Below are 21,702 nucleotides of genomic sequence, written 5' to 3'. Positions count from 1 at the left end.
TTTGGGTAAGCCTACTCACTTCCCATACTTTTTTGTACCAGAAAACCTATTGGAGTATTTGCCATTTTGGCCTAAAATGACGACAAAAAAATAAAAAATGACAAAGACTCTTTTTCCCGCAAGCATCCAAGCCTTACGTTATTTTTGATCAACTTTCCTTGGTGCTTTCTGATGGAAAAATTTTTTCCAAGTGTGTGCAGAAAAAACATAGTTCCCAAGTACACCTAAACAACTCCAGTAAACAATTTATGAGTCATAAGTCTTTAATTTTTGACTCATGACTCATAACTCATAACTCATGACTGATATTTATAGAGATATTACCTCTGTAGTTACTCCCATCTTATCCAACATTTGCTGAATTTCATGACAATATATCGAATTCATGACAATCACCTGATCAGGTCTGTATTCCTTTAAAAACTCTGGTGCCATAATTTTTTTACCAACACCAGGGATAAATTTTCCATGACGATGAGGATTAATGTCCACCACGTATTCAATTTTGTCTGTGGTATCAAGAGTGGTTAGAAAAGCCACACACTTGGAACCCGAACCCCAAACTACAACACGCTTGCCTTGAGCATGCATCTGCTCTAAGTGCTGCCTCCAATTCTCCAGCTTCTTGCTAATCTCGTTGGTGAAGTGTTTAACATGCTGGGTCACTTCCTCAAGACTCTCTTCCAGAGGATGTACTTTGTCAGATGGGATGGTGACAGGTCGGGTTTCAATTAACAGATATTGTTCACCATAAGCTCGATACAGGTCAGTCACTTCAAAACCACAGTTGCGGAATAATCGCGCTAGGGATCCAGGGGTGAAATAGGAGCAGTGTTCGTAGTAAATGTCTTCAAAGGCTAAGTCTTTCAGTACTCGTATGGTATCTGGTATCTCAAACACCACAACGGTATTGAGGCGATCGCCAATGGAGCGGCGCACGGTACTAATAAACTCAGCAGTAGGATAAATATGCTCTAGGGTATGGCGACAACATATAAAATCACCTACATACTCAGCATAGCGCTCTGAGTAATAGTCTTGAATAAAGGTGACCCGGTCAGCGGCTTCACTCTGGACTCGTCCTATTACAGCAGACGGGTCAATACCAACACCGCGATTGTTACCTAATTCGCACAGCAGCAAGAGGAAATCTCCTTTGCTACAACCAATCTCTATAATGTCTTTGTTATGAAGGTCGTATTTGTCGATCAGATGATTGGCTAGATCAAGGGCAAACTGATTGAAGGTTGGGGAAAAACTCTGTTGGTCTTCATAATTGGGAGCGTAAGCTGACCACCTGGGATCAAAGGAAACATTAGTGATGAAGCCGCAATCTTCACAAAACCCCAAAACCACATCACCGCAAGGGAAGTCTAGAGCTGCTTCCTGGGTTGACATCATTAAGCAACTGTGAACTGGTACGTTATGTACTTCATAAAATAGGGACAATCCTTGGTTTCCACAGTTGGGACAAATATGTTCTGATAATGAAATCGGTTGTGTGTGAGCAAAATTTTTGTACAATGCTTGTTGTATCATTTTGAGTGACTATTTTAGAATTTAAATGTGATGACTTCATAGGATTTGAGTGCCAATCAATATCAATCCCAGATTGAGCGGGTAATTCAGACCATTAAGCACGATATACCAACCCTGTCTTAGCAAGATATTGCCTATAATTTTTATACAAAAAATAGTTAATTTCAAGACCAAATTAGTCGATTTAAAGTAAAATTAAACTATCGAATTATAGTTTATATACTGAGATTTAACGCTCGGCTATTTTTTAGCACAATTTATTTCGTTCTGCATGATATCTCTCAAACCGATGAAAAGGTGATCACGGCAAATTGGACAGGGGTGCATCTCATATTTGTAAAAAAGTGGGTGCGTTAGGGACGGGCTCGCCAAGACGCAAGCCATAGCAAGTTTTGGGACAGTCCGTCCCGTAACGCACCACCGCGTCAAATAGCAAAAGTGAGATGCACCCATTGGACAGTTCGTGGGTGACACATTCCGGGTACCTTGGAAAGGTCATGTGTTTTTCAATGGCTCTTCTAGCTACCTCCTGACCAAAGATGGTTTTATCACCAATCACCTGGATACCTGGAATCGCAAACCAAGCTAGATTTTTCAGCAGTTTTTCCCCTGTGGTTTACCATAGCTGATTGATGAATTTATTTGGCATTGAAGTTAACGATTCCCCTACTGCGAATGATGCAACATTATCACCATACCTACTAATTTTTCAATAATGATTAAAGGTACTTGTACATAGAATTGGCATGAGCTGAATGAATTGAGTAATTGCCGGATAGTGGAACCTTATGCGACTTTGAGATTTAAGTATATTTGGTTGTTATTAGGCAAATAGGCTTGGAAATCATAGGTTTTGTTATACTAGGTTAATGGGGTAAAACTAGATTCAGACTTTACCATAAATTTCCAGATTTTAATGCCGTTTATTAATTTAAAATTTTCGATAAAATGGATAAAAATCCTAGAAAAAATCAGGATATTATTCCAGATTTTAACCTTCACAACAAACAACTGGTTCAATCGGATCGGGATGGGTATCTGCCAGCAGTAACAGTGGCAGAATTAGTCTGTGGTGGGCAGGATAACCCAGATACCCCACTCATCCTCAAACAATTAGCTCAATCGGATCAGTATTGGGATGTACGACAAGCAGCAGCCGAAGCATTAGCCCATGGTTGGAAAGATCATCCGGTTACCTTACCTTTACTCAAACAATTGGCTCAATCGGTTCAGAATGGGTATGTGCGACAGGTAGCAGTGCAAGAATTAGCTCGTGGTTGGAAGGGTGAACGTGATATCTTACTTATTCTTAAACAACGAGCTCAATCCGATCAGGATGCCGATGTGCGAATAGCAGCAGTTTCAGGATTAGTCGATGGTTGGCAAGATCATCCGGATACCTTACCCATTCTCAAACAACTGGCTCAATTTGACCACAATTCCGATGTGCGACGAGTAGCAATGGCAAAATTAGTCCATGGTTGGAAAAATCACCACGATACCTTAGCTATTCTCAAACAACTGGCTCAATCAGATCAGTCTTGGCGTGTGCGACAAGCAGCAGTAGCAGAATTAGTCCGTGGTTGGAAAGATGATCCAGATACCTTACCCATCCTCAAACAATTGGCTGAATCGGATCAGGATGCCGCTGTTCGACAAGCAGTAGCTGAAGCATTAGCTCGTGGTTGGAAAGATGATCCAGATACCTTACCCATCCTCAAACAATTGGCTGAATCGGATCAGGATGCCGCTGTTCGACAAGCAGTAGCCGAAGCATTAGCTTCTAGTTGGCAAGATCATCATGATACGTTACCTATTCTCAAACAATTGGCTCAATCGGATCAGGATTTGGCTGTGCGACAAACAGCAGCCGAAGCATTACCTCGTAGTTGTAAAAATCACCCGGATACGTTACCCTTTCTCAAACAATTGGCTCAATCGGATCGGAATGGATATGTGCGGCAAATAGCAGTGCAAGTATTAGCCCGTGGCTGGAAAGATGAAGATGAACCGGATATCCTACTTTTTCTCAAACAACGGGCTAAATCAGATCGGAATTTGGATGTGCGAATAGCAGTGCTGGGAGAATTAGTCCGTGGTTGGAAAGATCACCCAGACACTTTACATTTTCTCCAACAACGAGCTGAATCAGATCCGCATTGCCGTGTGCGAGCAGCAGTTATGACAGAATTAATCTGTGGTTGGAAAAATCAACCTGGGATGTTTGAATTTTTGTGCGTTCGCGCTGTCAATGATCCCTTTTATCGCAAGCAGCGCCGGGAAGAAAACCCTCGGCAAATTGCCCTGACAGCAATCATTGATGACTATCCAAACCATCCCCAAACTCTACTACTATTGCGAGATAGAGCAAAGCATGACTCAGATCAGAAAGTGCAGAAGTTCGCTAAAGAAAAATTGGCAAGTATCCGTACCCTCCCAAACTACCAAAGTTGACTTAAATTATAGCATTTATCAAATAGGTGAGGTATACCAATTTGGGATTTTATGGAATAGTGATGGCTCCCTACTCCCTACTCCCTACTCCCTACTCCCTTACTTGATCGTCAACCGTCAACTCTAAACAATCTTTGGTTGTGGAATCGGAATAATAAATTTACCTCCTTGTTGTCGATATGCTTCTTGTTGCTGCAAAATTTCATCAGCAAAATTCCAAGCTAGCAGCAACACATAATCTGGTTTATCCTCTAACAGTTTTGATGGTGGGAAAATCGGTAAATGATTAATGCCCATGTAGCGACCATGTTTGAATGGATTTAAATCCACTACATAATCCACCAGGGTTTTATTAATCCCAAAATAACTGAGCAGAGTAGTTGCTTTAGCTGCTGCTCCATAGGCTGCAACCTTTTTACCCGGTTTCTTCAAATCCCAGAGGATATCCAGTAAAGAAAGCTTAATTTCCTGAACACGGTTAGCAAAATCACGATAGTAATCAATGCGGTCAACTCCCCGCGCTACTTCTTCTGCTAATAGAGATTTTACGGATTCCTTGACCTGTTCCTTAGGCTCCACAAATAGGCGTAACGAACCCCCATGGATTGGAGTACGTTGGATGTCATTTAGGAATAAACCATGTTTCCTAAACAACCGATCCAAAGCAGTTACTGAAAAATAGCATAAGTGTTGATGGTAGATAGTGTCAAATTCACAGTGATCTACCAAGTCAACCACATAGGGGACTTCAATCACTGCTACACCAGTCTCTTTCAGCAGAACCCCAATTCCTGCTACAAAGCCATTCAGATCTGGCACATGAGCCAAGACATTGTTAGCAAGAAAAACATCAGCTTTCCGTCCTTCAGAGTGTAGCTCTATTGCCAAATCTTTGGTAAAGAATGTACAAAGAGTAGGAATACCTGCTTTTTGGGCAGCTTCCGCAGGTCCAGAGGCTGGGTCAATTCCCAGCACCGGAATTCCTTTTTCAACAAAGTTTTTGAGCATATAGCCATCATTACTAGCTGCTTCAATCACTAGACTGTTGCTATTGAGTTGTCTTGAATCAATGATGGCGTTAGCACTATCTCCAAAGTGTTTTAGTAACGATTTTGATACAGAAGAAAAATAGGGGTAGTCTCGACAAAATAGGATTTCCGGGGGGACACTTTCGGTGATTTGGACTAAACCACTGCTAGGATAAAACGCCAGATCCAATGGAGCAGTATATTCAGGTTTATCTAACTGGTCTTTAGTAAGTAATCCATCAGCTAATGGGGTGTAACCGAAGGAAATAATTAACTCTAAGTCATCAGTGCTGTTAGCACGGCAAATAGGCATTTTAACTAGTTATATAAATTATCATAAAAAGCTCAGGGGGTGACAAGCGCTCTTTAAAATATTACAGGGGTTAGGTTAATGGGGTTAGGTGTTAGGTAAAATTGCCCTGGCGGGATGGATTGATTAAAACTATCATTGACGAAGTATGCGTGAAAATTGCTTCAATTGCTGGGAAATACAAATGACACCGATACGCTCATTTTACCCAATACCTAAAACCTAAAACATAACACCTATATAGGTTTGAGCTTTGTTGTCACCCCGTGAGCATAAAAAGTTAACGACATAGTTTTACCTTTTAAGTAAAAAAGTAAAATGCAAAATACAAAAGACAATAGTAAAGATGGTTTTAATGGAATCAGAGTAAAAAAAAAATTGACGCCCTTTTGGTAATTGGTAATTGGTAATTAGAGTAGGATTACCGATTAGCGATTACCAATGACCCAACAGCTCCTAAACAGTAATAGGTTGTATTTTAGGAGATGTAGGTAGCTGGGTACGCCAACGCAGGGTTTGATCTAATCTGCTAGTGCTAAGTAATTGTTTGATGTGAGCAATACGCTGATACCTCGGTCCCTCAAACTCTTCCAAGGTTAAGCCTACGGTTTGATAAGCTTGGTAGAGTTCTTGAGCTCCCCGACGGGCATTCCATTGGGGTTTGAATTCGGATAATGTCTGAATGATCCTACTACAATCAACGCGATAACAGCGCTTATCGGGTCCAGCATTTTTAGCGTATTCAATTTCGCAGCCTGGAACTGTTTCTTTGACAATTTCGGCTAACTCTCGAATGCGATAGTTGTCCTCATTCCGTCCCACATTAAACCCTTGATTGTGTACCAGCTCACGAGGTGCTTCCAACACTGCAATAAAAGCTTGAGAAATATCTTCAATATGGACAATGGGACGCCAAGGGGTGCCATCGCTCTTGATATACACTTGACCCGTGGTAAATGCCCAAGCCACCAAGTTATTGAGTACTAAATCAAAGCGCAAACGCGGCGAAACACCGTAAGCCGTAGCATTCCGCAGAAACGTAGGACTAAAGTTATCGTCCGCTAACTGAGTAACATCTTGCTCGACACGAACTTTAGAAATGCCGTAAGGAGTGACAGGGTTGAAGGATGATTCTTCAGTCAACCAGTCATCACCACCAGCACCATAGTTACTACAGGACGATGAGAAGACGAAGCGCTCAATGCCTGCGGCTTTGGCTAACTTAGCCAAATGAACTGAAGCAGCATGATTAATCTGATACGTTAAGTCAGGATTTAGATTCCCCAGAGGATCGTTGGAAAGCCCTGCTAAGTGGATTAGAGCATCAAATCCTTCTAGTTCTGTTGCCGTAACGTCACGGATATCCTTTTTTAGCTCTGGAATTTTTCGAATTCCTTCACCAAAAGTACTCTTTTCAAATAAGTCGCTATCAAGACCAAATACATCATACCCTTGAGCTAATAGCATTGGCACCATGACTGTGCCGATGTAGCCCTTGTGACCAGTTACTAATACTCGCATTATTTTCCTCCCAAATTTTCCAAGGTGCATTGCCACTGTTCCACAGACTTTCTAACCTGCGCTTGTCGCGCAAGGTATCCATGCATTGCCAGAATGAAGTGTGGTGATAGGCCATCAGTTGCCCATCTTTGGCAAGTCGCTCCAGTGGTGCTTTTTCCCACTGGGTGTCATCGCCATCGATATAGTCAAAAACTCCGGGTTCTAAAACAAAGAAAGCACCGTTGATCCAGCCTTCTCTGGTTTGAGGCTTTTCAGAGAATTCCGTAATCTGGTTTCCATCTAGGTCTAAGTAACCAAAACGTGCAGGTGGACGTACTGCAGTTAAGGTAGCTAATTTGCCATGAGAGCGATGGAATTCCAGGAGGGCATTTAAATTAACATCAGAAACTCCATCTCCCCAAGTGAGCATAAATGTCTGATTGCCTACGTAGGGAGCGAGCCGTTTAATCCGACCGCCTGTATTGGTGTAAATACCAGTATCAATTAAATCAACTGTCCAATCCGGTGCTGCAGGACCGTGCTGGATGACTTTGCCATTGTTAAGGTTGACTGTTAAGTTACTATTAAGTGAACTATAGTCCACCATGTATTTTTTAATAACTTCTGCCTTATAACCTAGGGCAATCACAAAATCTTGGAAGCCATAATGATAATAATGCATCATGATATGCCAGAGGATTGGTCGCCCTCCGATTGCTACCATTGGCTTTGGTTTTGTGTCAGTTTCTTCCGCTAGACGAGTACCGAGCCCCCCGGCAAGAATTGCTACTTTCATATGACTGTTGAGACCAAAATCACTAACAACAAAATTACTAACAGGTTTTACTTAAACTCAATCATATATTTATGAATTCAGTCATCAATAAACCTATCGATGTATCCTATAAAATTCGGTTAAATAATGCTCATAATTCCTGAGGGTAATTGGTAATTGGTAATTAGTAATTTTTAGTTGGTAGTTAGTAATTAGGAATTGCTAGTTGATGATGAACCATCACCCATTACTCATTACCAAAAATTCAGGGATTATTTGGAAAGTAATTAACCGGACTTGATATCATTCAGTATTTTCAATTAAACCCAAGTTGTACTTAGATCTGTTGCCAGATTGGCTTGAATTAAATTTCACAAAAATTAATTAATTAAATATTAAATATTGTGATTTTTTTGACATAAAGTGGTAGTCGAACAATGCTAAAAACACGATTAACTAAGAACTGCTACCACTGGATGATCAGTAAAGGTTTGGCAAGACTGATTCACAATATGTTACTTTTTATACATCTAACGCATAAATATCAATCCCAAAGACTTAAAAATCTAGTAGGCATTCCTCTGCACCTAGCCAAGCTCATGCTCTTCTCCCTAAGCCTACCTAGCCAAGCTCACGCTCTTCTCCCTAAGCCTGTGCAGCCTACTATTGGTGATCGGGCTTACCTGCTAGCTTTTCCACCTTGGTCAGTTCTTCAGTAGCAGCGAATCCCCTCTATCCTTTGGATGCGAACATGGTCAATGTGTGGGATTAGGGTGCCAAAGGTGATGGTATTACCGATGACACAGTTGCCATTCGCCTAGCAGTTCAGGATAATCTCACGAAACATTACACCCTGTTCCAACAGGAACCTATTTGGTTAGTGATTCAATTGAGTGGAAGAATCAGAAGCGTGTGTTTGGGCATTTCTGACTTGGCAGGGTGAAGGCACTGACAAGACTATGAGCAAGCTTCAGGAGAAAGCCAAAGGTTTTGGTCATCCTTAGCAGCCCAGGGAATCGGCTTAGAATGGTTGTATGGGCTAGTTCAAGAGCCAAGTAGACTCTCGAACCGCTACTACAGTACCATGCCGCCTTTTATCTATCTGTCTTTAAAGCAACTGTTTTTAGAGAGTTTGTTGATAAAAATAATATGAAACAGTTAGCAAATAAATTATTAGGTTAAGAACTAAAACTAAACCTGGATAAACACAGGAAAAAATTCGCTTTATCTGTGTTATTGTTGAGTTGTTTGCCGTTTCAATAAACCCTAGGTAATAATTATAAGGGCTAAGTCGAGGTTATAGCAACTTTCATGCTTGATGAAGTAAACTCGTCCTCAATGACTTACTCACACACAGCCAATGAACATAATCACTCTCATTTTATTTATTGCTGGCTTTGTACTTTTAGTTGTTGGGGCGGAAATCTTGGTGAAGGGCGCATCACAGTTGGCGTTGGTAGCAGGTGTCTCCCCCTTAGTGATTGGGCTGACTATAGTCGCTTACTGCACCAGTGCCCCAGAATTAGCCGTAGCATTGCAGTCGAGTTATGACGGACAAGCGGATATTGCCCTTGGTAACATTGTTGGCAGCAACATTGCCAATATTTTGCTAATCTTGGGAATATCGGCAACTATGTTACCTTTGGTTGTATCCCGGCAGTTGGTGCGATTAGATGTACCTTTGATGATTGGCATATCATTCCTACTCTTGTTTATGAGCTTGGATGGCCAACTGGGTAGAGTCGATGGCAGCATCCTGTTGGCTGGCGCGATCGCATATAGTTTATTCACCATTATTCAGAGTCGCAAGGAAAATCAGGAAATCCGAGACCACGATACCCCTCAAACCAAATCTCGCCAGTCTCGTACTAGCCTTAAAAAGATAGTTACTCAGTTAGGGCTGATTTTTTTCGGCTTAGGAATGTTAGTACTAGGTTCCCGCTGGCTGATTAATGGGGCTATTGCTATGGCCAAGATGTTTGGCTGGAGCGAGTTAATTATTGGCTTAACCATTATCGCTGTTGGCACCTCTCTTCCAGAAATTGCCACCTCCATTATTGCCAGTGTCCGTGGTGAGCGAGATCTTGCCGTAGGTAACGCTATTGGCAGCAATATTTTTAATATCCTGTTGGTGCTGGGGATGTGTAGCTTGATTGTGCCTGATGGTATACAGGTGTCAACTCCTGCCCTAAACTTCGACATTCCAGTAATGATTGCAGTAGCGGTGGCTTGTCTGCCAATTTTCTTTACTGGCTATCAAATTTCCCGGTGGGAGGGATTTCTCTTTTTAAGCTATTACGGTGCCTATACCTTGTATTTGTTCCTAAACGCCACACAACACCAAGCTTTATCACAATTTAGTACTATCATGATGACATTTGTCGTACCTCTAACGATAGTTACCCTAGTCATTTTGGTGATGGGCAGTATACGGACTAGCATCAAGTCTGGTTGAATAATTGCCGAATTGCTGAATTGTTCCGATTGAGCAATTCAGCAATTGTATTTGTTAATTCTTGATTGAGGTAGTGCTAAGCTCAATTTGTCGAACAGCTACCATATATCTAAAAATATAATCGGCTAACTCCAAGTAGATCTGGGCACGTTCGGTGGAAGACGCCCAAACAGTTATACCGTGGTTCCGAATTAATAGGATATTGACTGATGGCGATGCAGCCTGAAAGCGATCGCATATCTCACTACTAATGCGAGAAACATCTAGATGGTTGACAAATACTGGTACCGTGACTTTAGGGTTCTCCTCCCGTACTCCAAAGCCCTTAAGCATTTCTAGCGGCGGCAAAGGCAGGGTATCGTCTTTAGTGAAGCCAGAAACTAAATTCGACTCAATGGTGTGAATATGATAACAGGCTTTAGCATCTGGGAATAAAGAGTAGATACTTTGATGAATGCTTGTTTCAGCTGAAGGACGAGATTCAGGTGATGGTTTTTCTACTACTGTGCCATCAGTGGCTATGCGAATAAAGTCTTTGCTGCCTAGCTGCCCTTTATGGCATCCACTCGCAGTAATCCAGAAGCTGCCATCGGGCTGTTTAGCAGAGAGGTTACCGGCTGTCCCCACCATCCAACCTAATTGATAGAAGTGACTAGCAGCAGTAATTAAGGTTGGTCTTGGATCAATAGCTGATAGTAATTGGTGGTGATTTCGGATTGAGGAGCCATGATTAACCATTGTTCCACCGCTGGGATAGCTTTTGTTGTACATCAAAAAAATCATCCCACGGAATGTAGGGCTTTTGGCGCTCCTCCAGGTATTTGCTGAGGCGATCGCGGGCGAATACTACCGGGGCTTTCAGGCTCATATTCAAGTCCGTTACCGAATCGCCAATGGCGATCTGCTCTTGAGCCGGGTGTTGTGCCATCACCCGCACTTTAGACACAAGTTCTGTCTCTCCTTCAAACTCAGAGGTTACCTTTAGAAAATCCCCGGTAGTTTCCACATCAACAGCATAAATAGCTGCTACCCGCTCAAGTAAGGATTTTTTCCCCGTGCTTCCCTGACTGAGAACCGTTTCCACCATGCAGCGCAAACCACCGGAAACGACAATGAAAGGGACATTTTGAGTATCAAGAAAGTCTAACAATTGCTCTAAACCAGGCCGAATCGGTTTGGATTGAGCGTAGGCAATAATGTCAGGATAGCTAGCTGAAGGAATTGACTCTAACATCTGGCGCACACCTTCCCTCAGAGTCAGCTTCATACTGTACAGCTGGGGCATAATTTGGGCGGACAACTCGGGAGCAAAGTGTTTGAGCATGCCCACAAAGGTTTCAACGGCGGTAATGGTACCGTCGAAGTCGCAGAATACAACTCGATTCACAATGGTATTTAGTCTAAGAGTGCTCAGTCCTGAGTAAGAACTGTGGCTGTTGACGATATGTTCACGATAAATAGTATTACTATATGCATTACTATAGTAGTGATCAAAAATGTGAGGTACTTACGTCCTTGGAGTTAATGGAAGTAAGTATTACGGAGTAAAGATTACGGAGTAGGGTAAAGAAACCAGAGTGTACCTCATAATTATGATAAACACTATCTTGTCATTACCCCATAACCCGATTACCCGATTACCTCCGAGATGAATGTATGGCTTCAAAAAATGCTTTAACGCCAGCAGCAGGACCATCGGGATGATCCATAATGCCAGTTCCAGCATTAAGAATAACCTCTTGTCCGTAATCTGCTACAACCTTAGGCACAATCCCAGCATGAATGCCAGCGGAGGGCACAGGAAATACATTACGCGATCGCAAACTATCTCGAATTCGCTTTTCCTCCTCTGGGTCAAAGGGTAAACTACCATAATGGGCGGGATATAGCACCGCATCTGCCCCACCATGAGCCATCAGGGTTCCCAAAACCACTGAGTAAGCCATCCCGTGGTTTGGGGCTCCACACAGGGCTCCTGCTAAGGCGGGATGGGCAAAAATAGGCACATTAATCTCTGGATCAGCAGCTAGGGCTTCTAGGACAGAGAAACCGTAGGTCAAGACATTCAGCAGCAGGGCATTTGCCCCTTCCTTTACCAACGTATGAGCTTTATCAAGCAATTTGTCAGCCGAACCAGTTACATTAATGGCATAGAGTACAGTGCGCCCAGTTTGCTGTTTGATTTCATCAAGTACCTTACGGCAGACTTCTAGACGTTTCAGGGTTGGTGCTATCTCCAAATCCCCCAGAATCTCATCATCTTTAATAATGTCAAGTCCAGCTCCAGCAACCTCTTGTAAAATCTTCCCATGGTCTTCCGCTGAGAGTCCCAAGGCTGGCTTAAAAATTGCCATAATCAGGGGACGGTCAACTACTCCTAGTCTTTCCCGAATCCCGGTAATTCCGAATTTGGGATGCCTACCGTAGTGTTCTGGCAAGCGCACTGCCATGACTTTAGCTGGTCCTGCCATGGAGTATTTGCCAAAAATCATGGTTAGTAGAGTAGGGATATCGTTTTCCACATTAGCTTCGGGAAAACGGATGGTAGCCAAACCAGAACCATCAGGGTTAATGACACCTTGAACAACAGTACCAAGATGGGAGCGAAACACATTTTCGAGATGGGCAAAACGAGCATTCCAGGTGCCTGCGGTTTGCCCAACAGCAATCACTTTCGCTTGTTTTTCGACATCAACACCGCGAGGAAAGCGGTAGTCAACTTCAATGGACATATTCAATAAGTTATGAACTGGAATATTCTCAAACAGCTACTACCGGCTTCATCCGAATTTCCGTACCCGTGTATTCCGGAACCCAGCCTTCAGTAGTGATAAAGTAGCGCACAGCTTTAACCCGTCGTGATGGTGTCAGATAAAACCAATGTTCAGTATTCGCTGGCACATTAATGTACTCCTCAGGCTGCACAGTCAACTCCATTTGGCTGCCATCAGGACGTACAAACCCAAAAACCCCTTCTCCAGCAATTATGTAGCGCACTTCATCGTCAGTATGGTAGTGACAATCCTTAAATTTGGAAAGGAGGGCATCAAGATTAGGTATGTCTGGATACAGTACGATTAAGTCACGGGATTGATAGCCAGCGGTTTCCTTAAGTTGTTCAAAGTAGCTATCTAAAGCTTTAAGTACTGTATCCTTTTCAATATCACTAAGGGTGTCTTGCTCTAGAAGGCTGTGAATTTCTGGGTTGTCCCCTACAGACCAGTGATTTAGCTGAACCTTCAGAGGTGCTAATTCTCCGGCAATATCACTTAGCTCGGTATAGGTTGTACCATCTTCAAGTCGTAAAACCGCCATCATGTCCCTCCTGTTAGCTGTTCGATCTCTAAAGCAAAAAATTATAATATTAAGCATTGCTCTAGGTCAACCCACACCAGCCATCCAAACACTATTATTAGGTATCACAAGGCATAAAACGCTTCCAGAAAGGCTGTTTTAGAATAAAGTCCGCCCAGTTTTCCTCAGAAAGGTTAACATAAATTAATATAAGAAGCTAAATTCTATATTTGCCACATCCTCGAATCTATGGAGGTAACAACGAGTGAATAAAAAGTGGAGAAACGCAGGGCTGTATGCACTCCTAGCCATAGTGGTGATCGCCCTTGGTACAGCATTTTTGGACAAACCGTCCCCAAGTCGAGATACGTGGCGGTACGACCAGCTGATTAGCCAAGTCGAGAACGACAAGGTGGAAACCGTTAGAATCAGTGCTGACCGCAGTAAAGCGATCGCGATCGCTCAAGATGGTCGTCAGGTAGAGGTCAATCTCCCCAATGACCCACAACTAATCAACCTTCTGAATAATAACGGTGTAGATATTTCAGTTCTACCCCAGAGTGATGAAGGCTTCTGGTTCAAGACCTTAAGCAGCTTCTTCTTCCCGATTCTGCTTTTGGTGGGATTGTTTCTATTACTGCGGCGTGCCCAGAATGGTCCAGGTTCTCAAGCCATGAACTTTGGCAAGTCCAAAGCTAGAGTCCAAATGGAACCCCAAACTCAGGTAACCTTTGGGGATGTGGCAGGTATTGAGCAAGCCAAGCTAGAACTTAACGAAGTAGTAGACTTCCTCAAAAATGCTGACCGCTTCACTGCTATTGGGGCTAAAATTCCCAAGGGAGTCCTACTCGTCGGACCTCCAGGAACCGGTAAAACTCTCTTAGCTCGTGCAGTAGCTGGGGAAGCAGGTGTTCCGTTTTTCTCCATCTCTGGTTCTGAGTTCGTCGAGATGTTCGTAGGGGTTGGTGCTTCTCGGGTGCGAGACCTATTTGAGCAAGCCAAGAACAATGCTCCATGTATTGTATTTATTGATGAAATCGATGCTGTGGGGCGTCAGCGGGGTGCCGGTTTAGGCGGTGGTAATGATGAACGGGAGCAAACCCTCAACCAGTTGCTGACTGAAATGGATGGGTTTGAAGGTAATACCGGTATTATCATTATTGCTGCTACCAACCGCCCAGATGTTCTTGATGCTGCCCTACTACGCCCTGGTCGTTTTGATCGACAGGTAGTAGTAGACCGTCCTGATTATTCCGGACGTTTGGAAATTCTCAACGTTCATGCTCGTGGGAAAACCCTGGCCAAAGATGTGGATCTCGAGAAGATTGCCCGTCGGACCCCTGGTTTCACCGGAGCAGATTTATCCAACTTGCTCAATGAAGCAGCAATTTTGGCAGCCCGTCGCAACTTAACCGAAATCTCTATGGATGAGGTGAATGATGCCATTGACCGGGTGCTTGCAGGGCCAGAGAAGAAAGACCGGGTAATGAGCGAGAAACGCAAAACCCTAGTAGCGTTTCACGAAGCAGGTCACGCCCTTGTGGGTGCCTTAATGCCCGATTATGACCCAGTGCAGAAAATTAGCATTATTCCTCGGGGTCGTGCTGGTGGTTTGACTTGGTTCACCCCTAGCGAAGACCGGATGGATTCAGGCATGTTTTCCCGTTCTTACCTGCAAAATCAGATGGCAGTGGCCTTAGGTGGTCGGATTGCTGAAGAAATTATCTTCGGTGAAGAAGAAGTGACCACAGGTGCTTCCAATGACTTGCAACAGGTGACTCGGGTGGCACGGCAGATGGTGATGCGCTATGGTATGAGCGATCGCCTTGGCCCAGTAGCCCTAGGACGGCAGAATGGCAGTATGTTCCTAGGTCGGGATATTGCCTCAGACCGGGATTTCTCAGATGCCACAGCATCAACCATTGATGAAGAAGTTCGCAAGCTAGTTGATGAAGCCTACGAACGGGCTAAGAATGTAATTCTTGGCAATAAGCACATCCTCGATAAGCTTGCTGAAATGCTGATTGATAAAGAAACCGTAGATGCTGAGGAACTCCAAGAGATTCTAAGCACTAACGATGTCAAGATGGCTGCGATCGCTCTTTAACACAAGGCGATTTGGGCAATCACCTAGGTAAATACAATGGTGAATACAATAGCCTCTAGCTATTAATCATCCGTAACAGGATACCGTAACAGGACAGTGTAACTAAGCACTGTCCTGTATTATTTTGAGATTAAATCTTAAACAAGCATAACGATATAATTATTTCTGTTAAAAATTCCATAAGCTAATTTAAATAATAAGTCAGGGGATCCTATAATCCGACTGATTTTATTTGTGATAGTATAATCAAACCAAAGCTAGGGGTGCCTGAGCAACCAGGCTGAGATTACACCCTTAGAACCTGAGTCCGGTTAATACCGGCGGAGGGAAGCTGTGATCGAGGAAATTAAATATGCGTATTGAATGGGTTGCCAAGCGCCGTGGTCAGAGCAATGTGACTCAAATGTACTATGCTCGCCAGGGTCTTCTGACAGAAGAGATGCACTACGTAGCCCAGCGGGAAAACCTTCCCGTTGAGCTGATCAAAGATGAAGTGGCACGGGGGCGAATGATTATCCCCGCCAATATCAACCACACTAACCTAGAGCCAATGTGTATTGGTATCGCCTCCAAATGTAAGGTGAATGCCAATATCGGTGCCTCCCCCAACTCTTCTAATATTGATGAAGAGCTAGAGAAGGTTAACTTGGCCGTGAAGTACGGGGCCGATACCGTTATGGACTTGTCTACAGGTGGTGGCAACTTGGATGAGATTCGTTCCGCCATCATTAATGCCTCACCCGTACCCATTGGCACGGTACCAGTTTACCAAACCTTAGAGAGTGTCCACGGCAAGGTGGAAAACCTTACTGCCGATGACTTTCTCCACATCATTGAGAAGCACGCTCAGCAGGGAGTTGACTATCAAACCATCCACGCTGGCATCTTAATTGAACATCTGCCTTTGGTCAGAAACCGGCTAACCGGCATTGTTTCTCGTGGTGGTGGTATCCTCGCCAAGTGGATGCTCCATCACCACAAGCAAAATCCCCTCTATACCCACTTTGACGACATTATCGAGATTTTCAAGAAATACGATGTCTCCTTCAGCTTAGGGGATTCCCTGCGTCCTGGCTGCACCCATGATGCATCTGATCAAGCCCAGTTAGCAGAATTGAAAACATTGGGGCAGTTGACTCGTCGTGCTTGGGAACATGATGTACAGGTGATGGTAGAAGGACCTGGTCATGTGCCGATGGATCAAATTGAGTTCAATGTCAGAAAGCAGATGGAAGAGTGTTCAGAAGCACCTTTCTATGTCCTAGGACCACTAGTGACAGACATTGCGCCTGGATATGACCATATCACCTCTGCCATTGGAGCAGCTTTGGCTGGCTGGTACGGTACCGCAATGCTGTGCTATGTAACCCCGAAAGAACATTTGGGACTGCCCGATGCTGAAGATGTCCGCAATGGCTTGATTGCCTACAAGATTGCTGCTCATGCGGCGGATATTGCCAGGCATCGTCCAGGAGCACGAGACCGGGATGATCAACTCTCCATTGCTCGCTACAACTTCGACTGGAACCGCCAGTTTGAACTTTCCCTTGACCCCGAACGAGCTCGGGAATACCATGATGAAACCCTGCCAGCAGATATCTATAAGACAGCAGAGTTTTGTTCCATGTGTGGACCAAAGTTCTGTCCCATGCAAACTAAAGTTGATGCTGATGCCTTGACTGAACTAGAGAAGTTCTTGGCGAAAGAACCTGCCCATCAAGGTTAATTCAATGGCGTTGGTTAATAATGGAATGATTTTAAGAGTTAGGTGGAATAGGCATCTTGCCTGTTCGGCGATCTTGTGGGGCGGGCAGGATGCCCACTCTACTCCTATTCATTCAAAGATTAAGCAACGCCAATTCAATCAACAATAAGCTAAACTTTTGAAAAACCCGGTTTCTTACCAGAAGCCGGTTTTTTTTACACTCCCACGGCCAAAAGCACGTGGGATTATTTTTACCGGCACTTACCTATTAGAGGGCTACAGGCTGGGAATCGGGAATCGGGAATCGGGAATCGGGAATCGGGAATCGGGAATAGGAAATACCAAATAGGAAATAGGGAATACGCAATAAGGAATACGCAATTGGGAATAGGGAATAGGCAAGAAGCAATAGAAAAGCCAGGGTAAACGCATCTTATTTGATATAAATGGTAACAGCAAAAAAAATGATTAACTCAATTTTTTGTTAAATTCGAATAAATCCCATCCTAAAAGCAGTTTTTTTTGTTCAAAGTCAACAAATTTTCCGCTGACTTTAAACAAGAATCAAAGTCGGATTTCCCTACGAAACCAGAATGTAGAGTACTCTCAAATCAACCAAGGATAACACAGCCAATATAGCAGAAGTCAGAAGTCAGAAGTCAGAAGTCAGAAGTCAAACTCTTGCGCTTACTTAGGTTTGAGACTTTTGTCATGTCCGCGCCTGCCCTGGCGACTGCTATAATTGAGAATAAGTGGCGCTTATTGAGAATCAACCGGGTAATTCTAGATTTTTGATACTATTGTTTAATTTTTAACTGTTAATTTTGATACAAATTTAGATGCGTTTACCCTGGAATTATACCATAGGCAATCAACCCAAACCCCAAGCTGACAATAATGACAAAACCCAAGCTCCTGGTTTGGTTTTTTTCTACCCAGCTTCTCCTTGAGCAAAGGCTAGTTCCTAGAATCAGGATTAGTGCATTGAAAAGCCGACAGAGTGCCCAGGTAAATGGAAGTGACGCACTCCCACCGCTAAGCTGGCGCTATAGCGTGGGCTTCTTCATCCGTTCGCCAAAGGCTAGGCCATAGGCCAAAGACTGAGAAGCGATCGAGTGTCCGTGCCGTCCCTTAGGATAGACACGATTTGCTTCGTGGTACTATTGTCCATATCGCCAGATACGACTAGCTTCCCACTACGCCGTTTTATACTTGGGAAAACGCCCAGCCCAAGTCGTTTGAGGTTGATTGCGGCATTCACATCCCGGTCAACCAAAACCTTTTCAACCGGATCGTAATACTTTCTGATTGAGCAATCGGTAAATATAACTTCGTTCCGATAACTCAGAATCATTGATGAATACGCCGGTTTTTGTTTGATAACCACTGCTCCAGCTTTTGAGGCTATGTAGTCCAGTGTGGTTATAAATTCACCAAACGCCGCGTCTAACCAAGACTTGTTCAGCCCAGACTTAGCCGATTGGCCGTTAGGCAAATACGTCCCATCAGCGGCTTTGTTGGGTTTATTTCGTTTTGTCAGTCCCTTGATATTTAGCAACTCTAGGAAAAACACTTTCTTGCCGGTTTTCACCAGCAAGTGAGCCAGGTTGTAACGGTGATTCTGGCGCTGCCTAGCAATGCGTTGATGTATTCGAGATTCACGCAATGCTAGCTGGCGACGGGCTTTAGAACCTTTACGTTTCGATGATTTCTTAGCAGAGACGGCCTTGAGTTTTGGTAAAGACTTACGCAGCGGTTTAGCTGATTTGTATTTGGTATTTTCAGATGTGGCAATGTAGTCATCGCCCTCTAGCACTGCGTCAAGACCGATTGAGTTATCCCAAGTGGGGACAATCTGATCAGGCGTCAACTTAGGCACCGTAGGATCTGCTACGGTCAGGTTGATATACCAACCATCGGCTTTTTTAGTCAAGCTAACACGTTTGACAACGGCACCATCCGGCATTGGTCGGTGCATCCGAACCTTCACCATTCCGAGCTTGGGAAGCTTGATATAGAGCCAGTTTTTGCGGACAAGATGAATCCACCTTGGTTTGACCATTGCGAACACCATCGTCCGGTAGCTGGATTGGTTCTTAAACCGTGGCTTACCGCTACGCAAGCCATTGGAATCACCCGATATATAACGCTTGAAAGCATCGTCAGCCCGTTTGCAGACATCCTGCAAAACGGTTGAATCTAATCGGGTGAAGTCCAACAGCTCACCGCTATGAAACACCTTGATCAGATCTGTTTTGAGTCCAGGCAATTGTGACTGTTGACCGTATCTAGTCGGCTGATCTCTGAGCTCAGGTAACGGGCAAACTAACGGACAAGCGTTGACTTTGGTTCTATTGTTGTCCCACCAATCGAAACGATCTCCGAGCTGGCGGTTATACCAATAGCGACACACTCGAAGCCAATAATTAGCCTCAAGTTTTTGCTTAGTGTTTAAGTAAGCTCGATACTGAAGCGTTGATTTCATAGCGGCCGATCCGACCATTACTGCGGGGCTTAGTGTTATTATAGCACCAGCACAGGAATTAGTGTCAACCCATGCCTAAAGATGATATCCACCGTGCTAGAGGCGTTTCAAACTTGAAAGCTCCTCAACGTGTTAGTCCCAAAATACCGGCGTAAAGTCTTCACAGGGGTGATGCTAACCCGCGTAGAATCAATATTTTCAGAACTGATGTCTAAGTGGGAAGGTAGTTTGGTCGAGTTCAATGGTGAAGCGGATCACGTTCATTTATTGATCCAATACAATCCCCAGACTCAGCTGAGCAAACTAATCAATAATCTCAAGACCGTTTCCAGTCGATACCTACGGAAATAATTTCCCGATCAAGTGAATAAGTATTACTCGAAAAAAGTGTTCTGGACTGGCGGCTACTTCATTGCTAGTTGTGGAGGGGTTACCGTTGAACAACTCAAAGAATACGTTCAGAGTCAGGACAGACCTGACTGATGTTGGGTGATGGGGCATCGAACCCCATCACCCAACCTGGCTTTCATCCCACGCTAAGCTGTGGCTTAAGCGTGGGAATTCCCGCCGAGCTAGTTAAATTACGATTATCGGCGACAACATCAATTAAGCGGTCAGCAGCCAGAGTATGAAAGGCATTTATCACACCAGCAAAAAAAAGTGATACGCCGATGATAGGAACGATTGGGTCTTTGGTGATGCTGTAGTTCGTGAAGGCTAAGCAAACAGTAAAAAACGCTGTACAGACAGCACTCCACTCCAGGAGTGTGTGTACAAAACTTCCGGAAAAGACCGAGTGCATGGCATCATTAACTTCATGGGGTTCCCATTCAGAGGCTGCCGAGAGGTCAAACAGTTCCTGATGGGTACTAAAATCAACCCCTAATTGATGCAGAATATAGGGTAAAATGCAGATAAAAATGACTGTCCAAACAAATGGTTTGGGCAACCTAGTTTTGCCGAAAAGCCTGGCTTTTATCATAGTTTTTATTCCATAGTTTTCATTCCCAATATGGCTTTCGGTTTGATGAGTGATCAAGATGAGGAAGGTCTTTAGGTAAGACTTGCCTAAATCATGCCACCAATAGGCAATACCAAGTACAGTTCTAGTGCCAGAGTCTATTGACTCAGTGATGGAATACCCTAGAGCTGTTCATTATGGGTTAGAATCATTGAACAACATGGACTTCTGTGATGCCAGTTAGATATACCAGTTACATATAGAGTTCCCGACTAGTCCGACCCAAATAACGGCGTTGTAATTGTAGCGGGATGATTTATGGAGATCGGGAAGAGACGGGAAGTGGGGGAAGATACTGCAAGAAGGGGAAGTAACCTGTGAGGCATATAATCTGAATTAGCACTATGAATTAGCACTATGAATTAGCACTATTAATGCTACAAATGATTTGATTTCTTTGATTGAATTGGTAAGGGGGCAGGGGTACTCAGGAGTAAGGGAAAGGACTTTGTAGTTTTTCTCCCTTACTCAAAAATCGACAATTTAAGTGCGCGACATCGTCAATTAATCCGTATCCACTGGGAAAACGTAGCCCCTTGACCACAATAGTTATTTTCCTCATCAATGAGATTCCAGACGATAAAATCTAAAATCTGGAACCGTTTACCAGTGCTAGAAATGCGGACACCTTGAGAGTTGCTAATATAGCCCTGGCTTGTCACTTGGTTAAGCAGGCGTAAGCGCTCCTCCCTTTCCATTGGCTCAGCTGAATATCTCGAAGGCATCTGAGTCAATTGGTTCCAATCCATTTCCCACAATTCCAAAGCTTTCCGATTGCCATAGTTGTAAATGGGGTCTGATTCAGTGTTGTGAGAGAAGACGGCAAAGGGAGCTTCAAATAGTGCCTGTGCAATTTCGATAGGTAAGCCACTGGTATCGATTAGAGAATGCCCTGTCCAATGATGAAAGCTATTGATTAGACGTTGGCTCTGGCGAATTACTGGGTCTTGTTGCCAAGGAAATTGGAGCTCAGTGTTCATCGGTTTATTATTGTGTACAGATTTATCACCCTTAGGAAACTATAGTAAT

General features: G+C 43.7%; 18 protein-coding genes, 1 pseudogene and 1 riboswitch. Of the genes and pseudogenes, 7 read left to right on the top strand and 12 right to left on the bottom strand.

Going from position 1 to position 21,702, the window contains the following annotated elements:
- Positions 1-309: 309 nt before the first annotated feature.
- Positions 310-1,539, bottom strand: a complete 1,230-nt coding sequence (locus tag F6K49_RS14980) for a class I SAM-dependent methyltransferase (protein ID WP_293097871.1) — start codon at positions 1,537-1,539, stop codon at positions 310-312.
- A gap of 174 nt (positions 1,540-1,713) precedes the next feature.
- On the opposite strand from F6K49_RS14980, the gene F6K49_RS53380 reads away from it, so the two are divergent.
- The 3 genes from F6K49_RS53380 to F6K49_RS14970 all read left to right on the top strand — a co-directional run bounded on the left by F6K49_RS53380 (position 1,714) and on the right by F6K49_RS14970 (position 3,993).
- A complete protein-coding gene (locus F6K49_RS53380; protein ID WP_366514186.1) occupies positions 1,714-1,896 on the top strand; it encodes a DUF2358 domain-containing protein in 183 nt (60 codons plus the stop codon).
- 106 nt (positions 1,897-2,002) lie between these two features.
- A complete protein-coding gene (locus F6K49_RS14975; protein ID WP_293097868.1) occupies positions 2,003-2,128 on the top strand; it encodes a hypothetical protein in 126 nt (41 codons plus the stop codon).
- Positions 2,129-2,487: 359 nt separating this feature from the next.
- Positions 2,488-3,993 carry a HEAT repeat domain-containing protein gene (locus F6K49_RS14970; RefSeq protein WP_075895824.1) on the top strand — a complete coding sequence of 502 codons (1,506 nt, stop codon included), beginning with the start codon at positions 2,488-2,490 and terminating at the stop codon, positions 3,991-3,993.
- A gap of 123 nt (positions 3,994-4,116) precedes the next feature.
- Here F6K49_RS14970 and F6K49_RS14965 read toward each other — a convergent pair whose 3' ends face one another.
- The 3 genes from F6K49_RS14965 to rfbF all read right to left on the bottom strand — a co-directional run bounded on the left by F6K49_RS14965 (position 4,117) and on the right by rfbF (position 7,627).
- Positions 4,117-5,334: a class I SAM-dependent methyltransferase gene (locus tag F6K49_RS14965; RefSeq protein WP_293097863.1), complete on the bottom strand. Its 1,218-nt coding sequence runs from the start codon at positions 5,332-5,334 to the stop codon at positions 4,117-4,119.
- A gap of 453 nt (positions 5,335-5,787) precedes the next feature.
- A complete protein-coding gene (locus tag F6K49_RS14960; RefSeq protein WP_293097861.1) occupies positions 5,788-6,852 on the bottom strand; it encodes an SDR family oxidoreductase in 1,065 nt (354 codons plus the stop codon).
- Positions 6,776-7,627, bottom strand: coding sequence for a glucose-1-phosphate cytidylyltransferase (gene rfbF / locus F6K49_RS14955; RefSeq protein WP_293097859.1), 852 nt, complete (start codon positions 7,625-7,627; stop codon positions 6,776-6,778). The genes F6K49_RS14960 and rfbF overlap by 77 nt, the downstream gene beginning before the upstream one ends.
- A gap of 1,339 nt (positions 7,628-8,966) precedes the next feature.
- On the opposite strand from rfbF, the gene F6K49_RS14950 reads away from it, so the two are divergent.
- Positions 8,967-10,061, top strand: a complete 1,095-nt coding sequence (locus F6K49_RS14950) for a calcium/sodium antiporter (protein ID WP_293039531.1) — start codon at positions 8,967-8,969, stop codon at positions 10,059-10,061.
- Between the two features lie 54 nt (positions 10,062-10,115).
- Here the strand turns inward: F6K49_RS14950 and mtnB are convergent, their stop codons facing one another.
- The 4 genes from mtnB to F6K49_RS14930 form a co-directional block, all read right to left on the bottom strand.
- Positions 10,116-10,799 (bottom strand): methylthioribulose 1-phosphate dehydratase, encoded by a 684-nt coding sequence (gene mtnB / locus F6K49_RS14945; RefSeq protein ID WP_293097903.1) that lies wholly within the window; start codon positions 10,797-10,799, stop codon positions 10,116-10,118.
- On the bottom strand, positions 10,792-11,448 hold the full coding sequence (locus tag F6K49_RS14940) for an HAD-IB family phosphatase (RefSeq protein WP_075895812.1): 657 nt from the start codon (positions 11,446-11,448) through the stop codon (positions 10,792-10,794). Before F6K49_RS14940 ends, mtnB begins: the two co-directional genes overlap by 8 nt.
- Before the next feature lie 250 nt (positions 11,449-11,698).
- A complete protein-coding gene (locus F6K49_RS14935; RefSeq protein ID WP_293066015.1) occupies positions 11,699-12,793 on the bottom strand; it encodes a RuBisCO large subunit C-terminal-like domain-containing protein in 1,095 nt (364 codons plus the stop codon).
- A gap of 28 nt (positions 12,794-12,821) precedes the next feature.
- Positions 12,822-13,376, bottom strand: a complete 555-nt coding sequence (locus F6K49_RS14930) for a cupin domain-containing protein (RefSeq protein ID WP_293020967.1) — start codon at positions 13,374-13,376, stop codon at positions 12,822-12,824.
- Positions 13,377-13,620: 244 nt separating this feature from the next.
- Between F6K49_RS14930 and ftsH3 the strand changes: the two genes are divergently transcribed.
- Entirely contained in the window at positions 13,621-15,462 is a 1,842-nt protein-coding gene (gene ftsH3, locus F6K49_RS14925) for an ATP-dependent zinc metalloprotease FtsH3 (protein WP_293020955.1), read from the top strand.
- A gap of 249 nt (positions 15,463-15,711) precedes the next feature.
- Positions 15,712-15,808: riboswitch (TPP riboswitch) on the top strand.
- A 6-nt stretch (positions 15,809-15,814) separates the two neighbouring features.
- Positions 15,815-17,188: a phosphomethylpyrimidine synthase gene (gene thiC / locus F6K49_RS14920; RefSeq protein WP_293097856.1), complete on the top strand. Its 1,374-nt coding sequence runs from the start codon at positions 15,815-15,817 to the stop codon at positions 17,186-17,188.
- A gap of 255 nt (positions 17,189-17,443) precedes the next feature.
- On the opposite strand, the gene F6K49_RS14915 is transcribed toward thiC, so the two are convergent.
- Positions 17,444-17,599, bottom strand: coding sequence for a hypothetical protein (locus F6K49_RS14915; protein ID WP_293097853.1), 156 nt, complete (start codon positions 17,597-17,599; stop codon positions 17,444-17,446).
- 649 nt (positions 17,600-18,248) lie between these two features.
- Positions 18,249-19,652, bottom strand: a complete 1,404-nt coding sequence (locus F6K49_RS14910) for a transposase (RefSeq protein ID WP_293039522.1) — start codon at positions 19,650-19,652, stop codon at positions 18,249-18,251.
- A gap of 129 nt (positions 19,653-19,781) precedes the next feature.
- Between F6K49_RS14910 and tnpA the strand changes: the two are divergent.
- A pseudogene (gene tnpA, locus F6K49_RS14905) lies at positions 19,782-20,135 on the top strand (IS200/IS605 family transposase).
- A 43-nt stretch (positions 20,136-20,178) separates the two neighbouring features.
- Here tnpA and F6K49_RS14900 read toward each other — a convergent pair.
- Positions 20,179-20,634 (bottom strand): MASE3 domain-containing protein, encoded by a 456-nt coding sequence (locus F6K49_RS14900; RefSeq protein ID WP_293097850.1) that lies wholly within the window; start codon positions 20,632-20,634, stop codon positions 20,179-20,181.
- Between the two features lie 539 nt (positions 20,635-21,173).
- Entirely contained in the window at positions 21,174-21,653 is a 480-nt protein-coding gene (locus tag F6K49_RS14895) for an MEKHLA domain-containing protein (RefSeq protein WP_293020945.1), read from the bottom strand.
- Positions 21,654-21,702: the final 49 nt, after the last annotated feature.

Source organism: Moorena sp. SIO3I6, from assembly GCF_010672095.1.
This window is presented reverse-complemented; position numbering and strand designations above follow the sequence as displayed.

Coding starts and splice junctions, on each gene's coding strand:
- F6K49_RS14965 (WP_293097863.1), bottom strand. CDS start 5,334: ATGCCTATTTGCCGTGCTAACAGCACTGATGACTTAGAGTTAATTATT.
- F6K49_RS14950 (WP_293039531.1), top strand. CDS start 8,967: ATGAACATAATCACTCTCATTTTATTTATTGCTGGCTTTGTACTTTTA.
- F6K49_RS14910 (WP_293039522.1), bottom strand. CDS start 19,652: ATGAAATCAACGCTTCAGTATCGAGCTTACTTAAACACTAAGCAAAAA.
- F6K49_RS14935 (WP_293066015.1), bottom strand. CDS start 12,793: ATGTCCATTGAAGTTGACTACCGCTTTCCTCGCGGTGTTGATGTCGAA.
- rfbF (WP_293097859.1), bottom strand. CDS start 7,627: ATGAAAGTAGCAATTCTTGCCGGGGGGCTCGGTACTCGTCTAGCGGAA.
- F6K49_RS14900 (WP_293097850.1), bottom strand. CDS start 20,634: ATGATAAAAGCCAGGCTTTTCGGCAAAACTAGGTTGCCCAAACCATTT.
- F6K49_RS14960 (WP_293097861.1), bottom strand. CDS start 6,852: ATGCGAGTATTAGTAACTGGTCACAAGGGCTACATCGGCACAGTCATG.
- F6K49_RS14970 (WP_075895824.1), top strand. CDS start 2,488: ATGGATAAAAATCCTAGAAAAAATCAGGATATTATTCCAGATTTTAAC.
- F6K49_RS14980 (WP_293097871.1), bottom strand. CDS start 1,539: ATGATACAACAAGCATTGTACAAAAATTTTGCTCACACACAACCGATT.
- F6K49_RS14915 (WP_293097853.1), bottom strand. CDS start 17,599: ATGCGTTTACCCTGGCTTTTCTATTGCTTCTTGCCTATTCCCTATTCC.
- mtnB (WP_293097903.1), bottom strand. CDS start 10,799: ATGGTTAATCATGGCTCCTCAATCCGAAATCACCACCAATTACTATCA.
- F6K49_RS14930 (WP_293020967.1), bottom strand. CDS start 13,376: ATGGCGGTTTTACGACTTGAAGATGGTACAACCTATACCGAGCTAAGT.
- thiC (WP_293097856.1), top strand. CDS start 15,815: ATGCGTATTGAATGGGTTGCCAAGCGCCGTGGTCAGAGCAATGTGACT.
- F6K49_RS14895 (WP_293020945.1), bottom strand. CDS start 21,653: ATGAACACTGAGCTCCAATTTCCTTGGCAACAAGACCCAGTAATTCGC.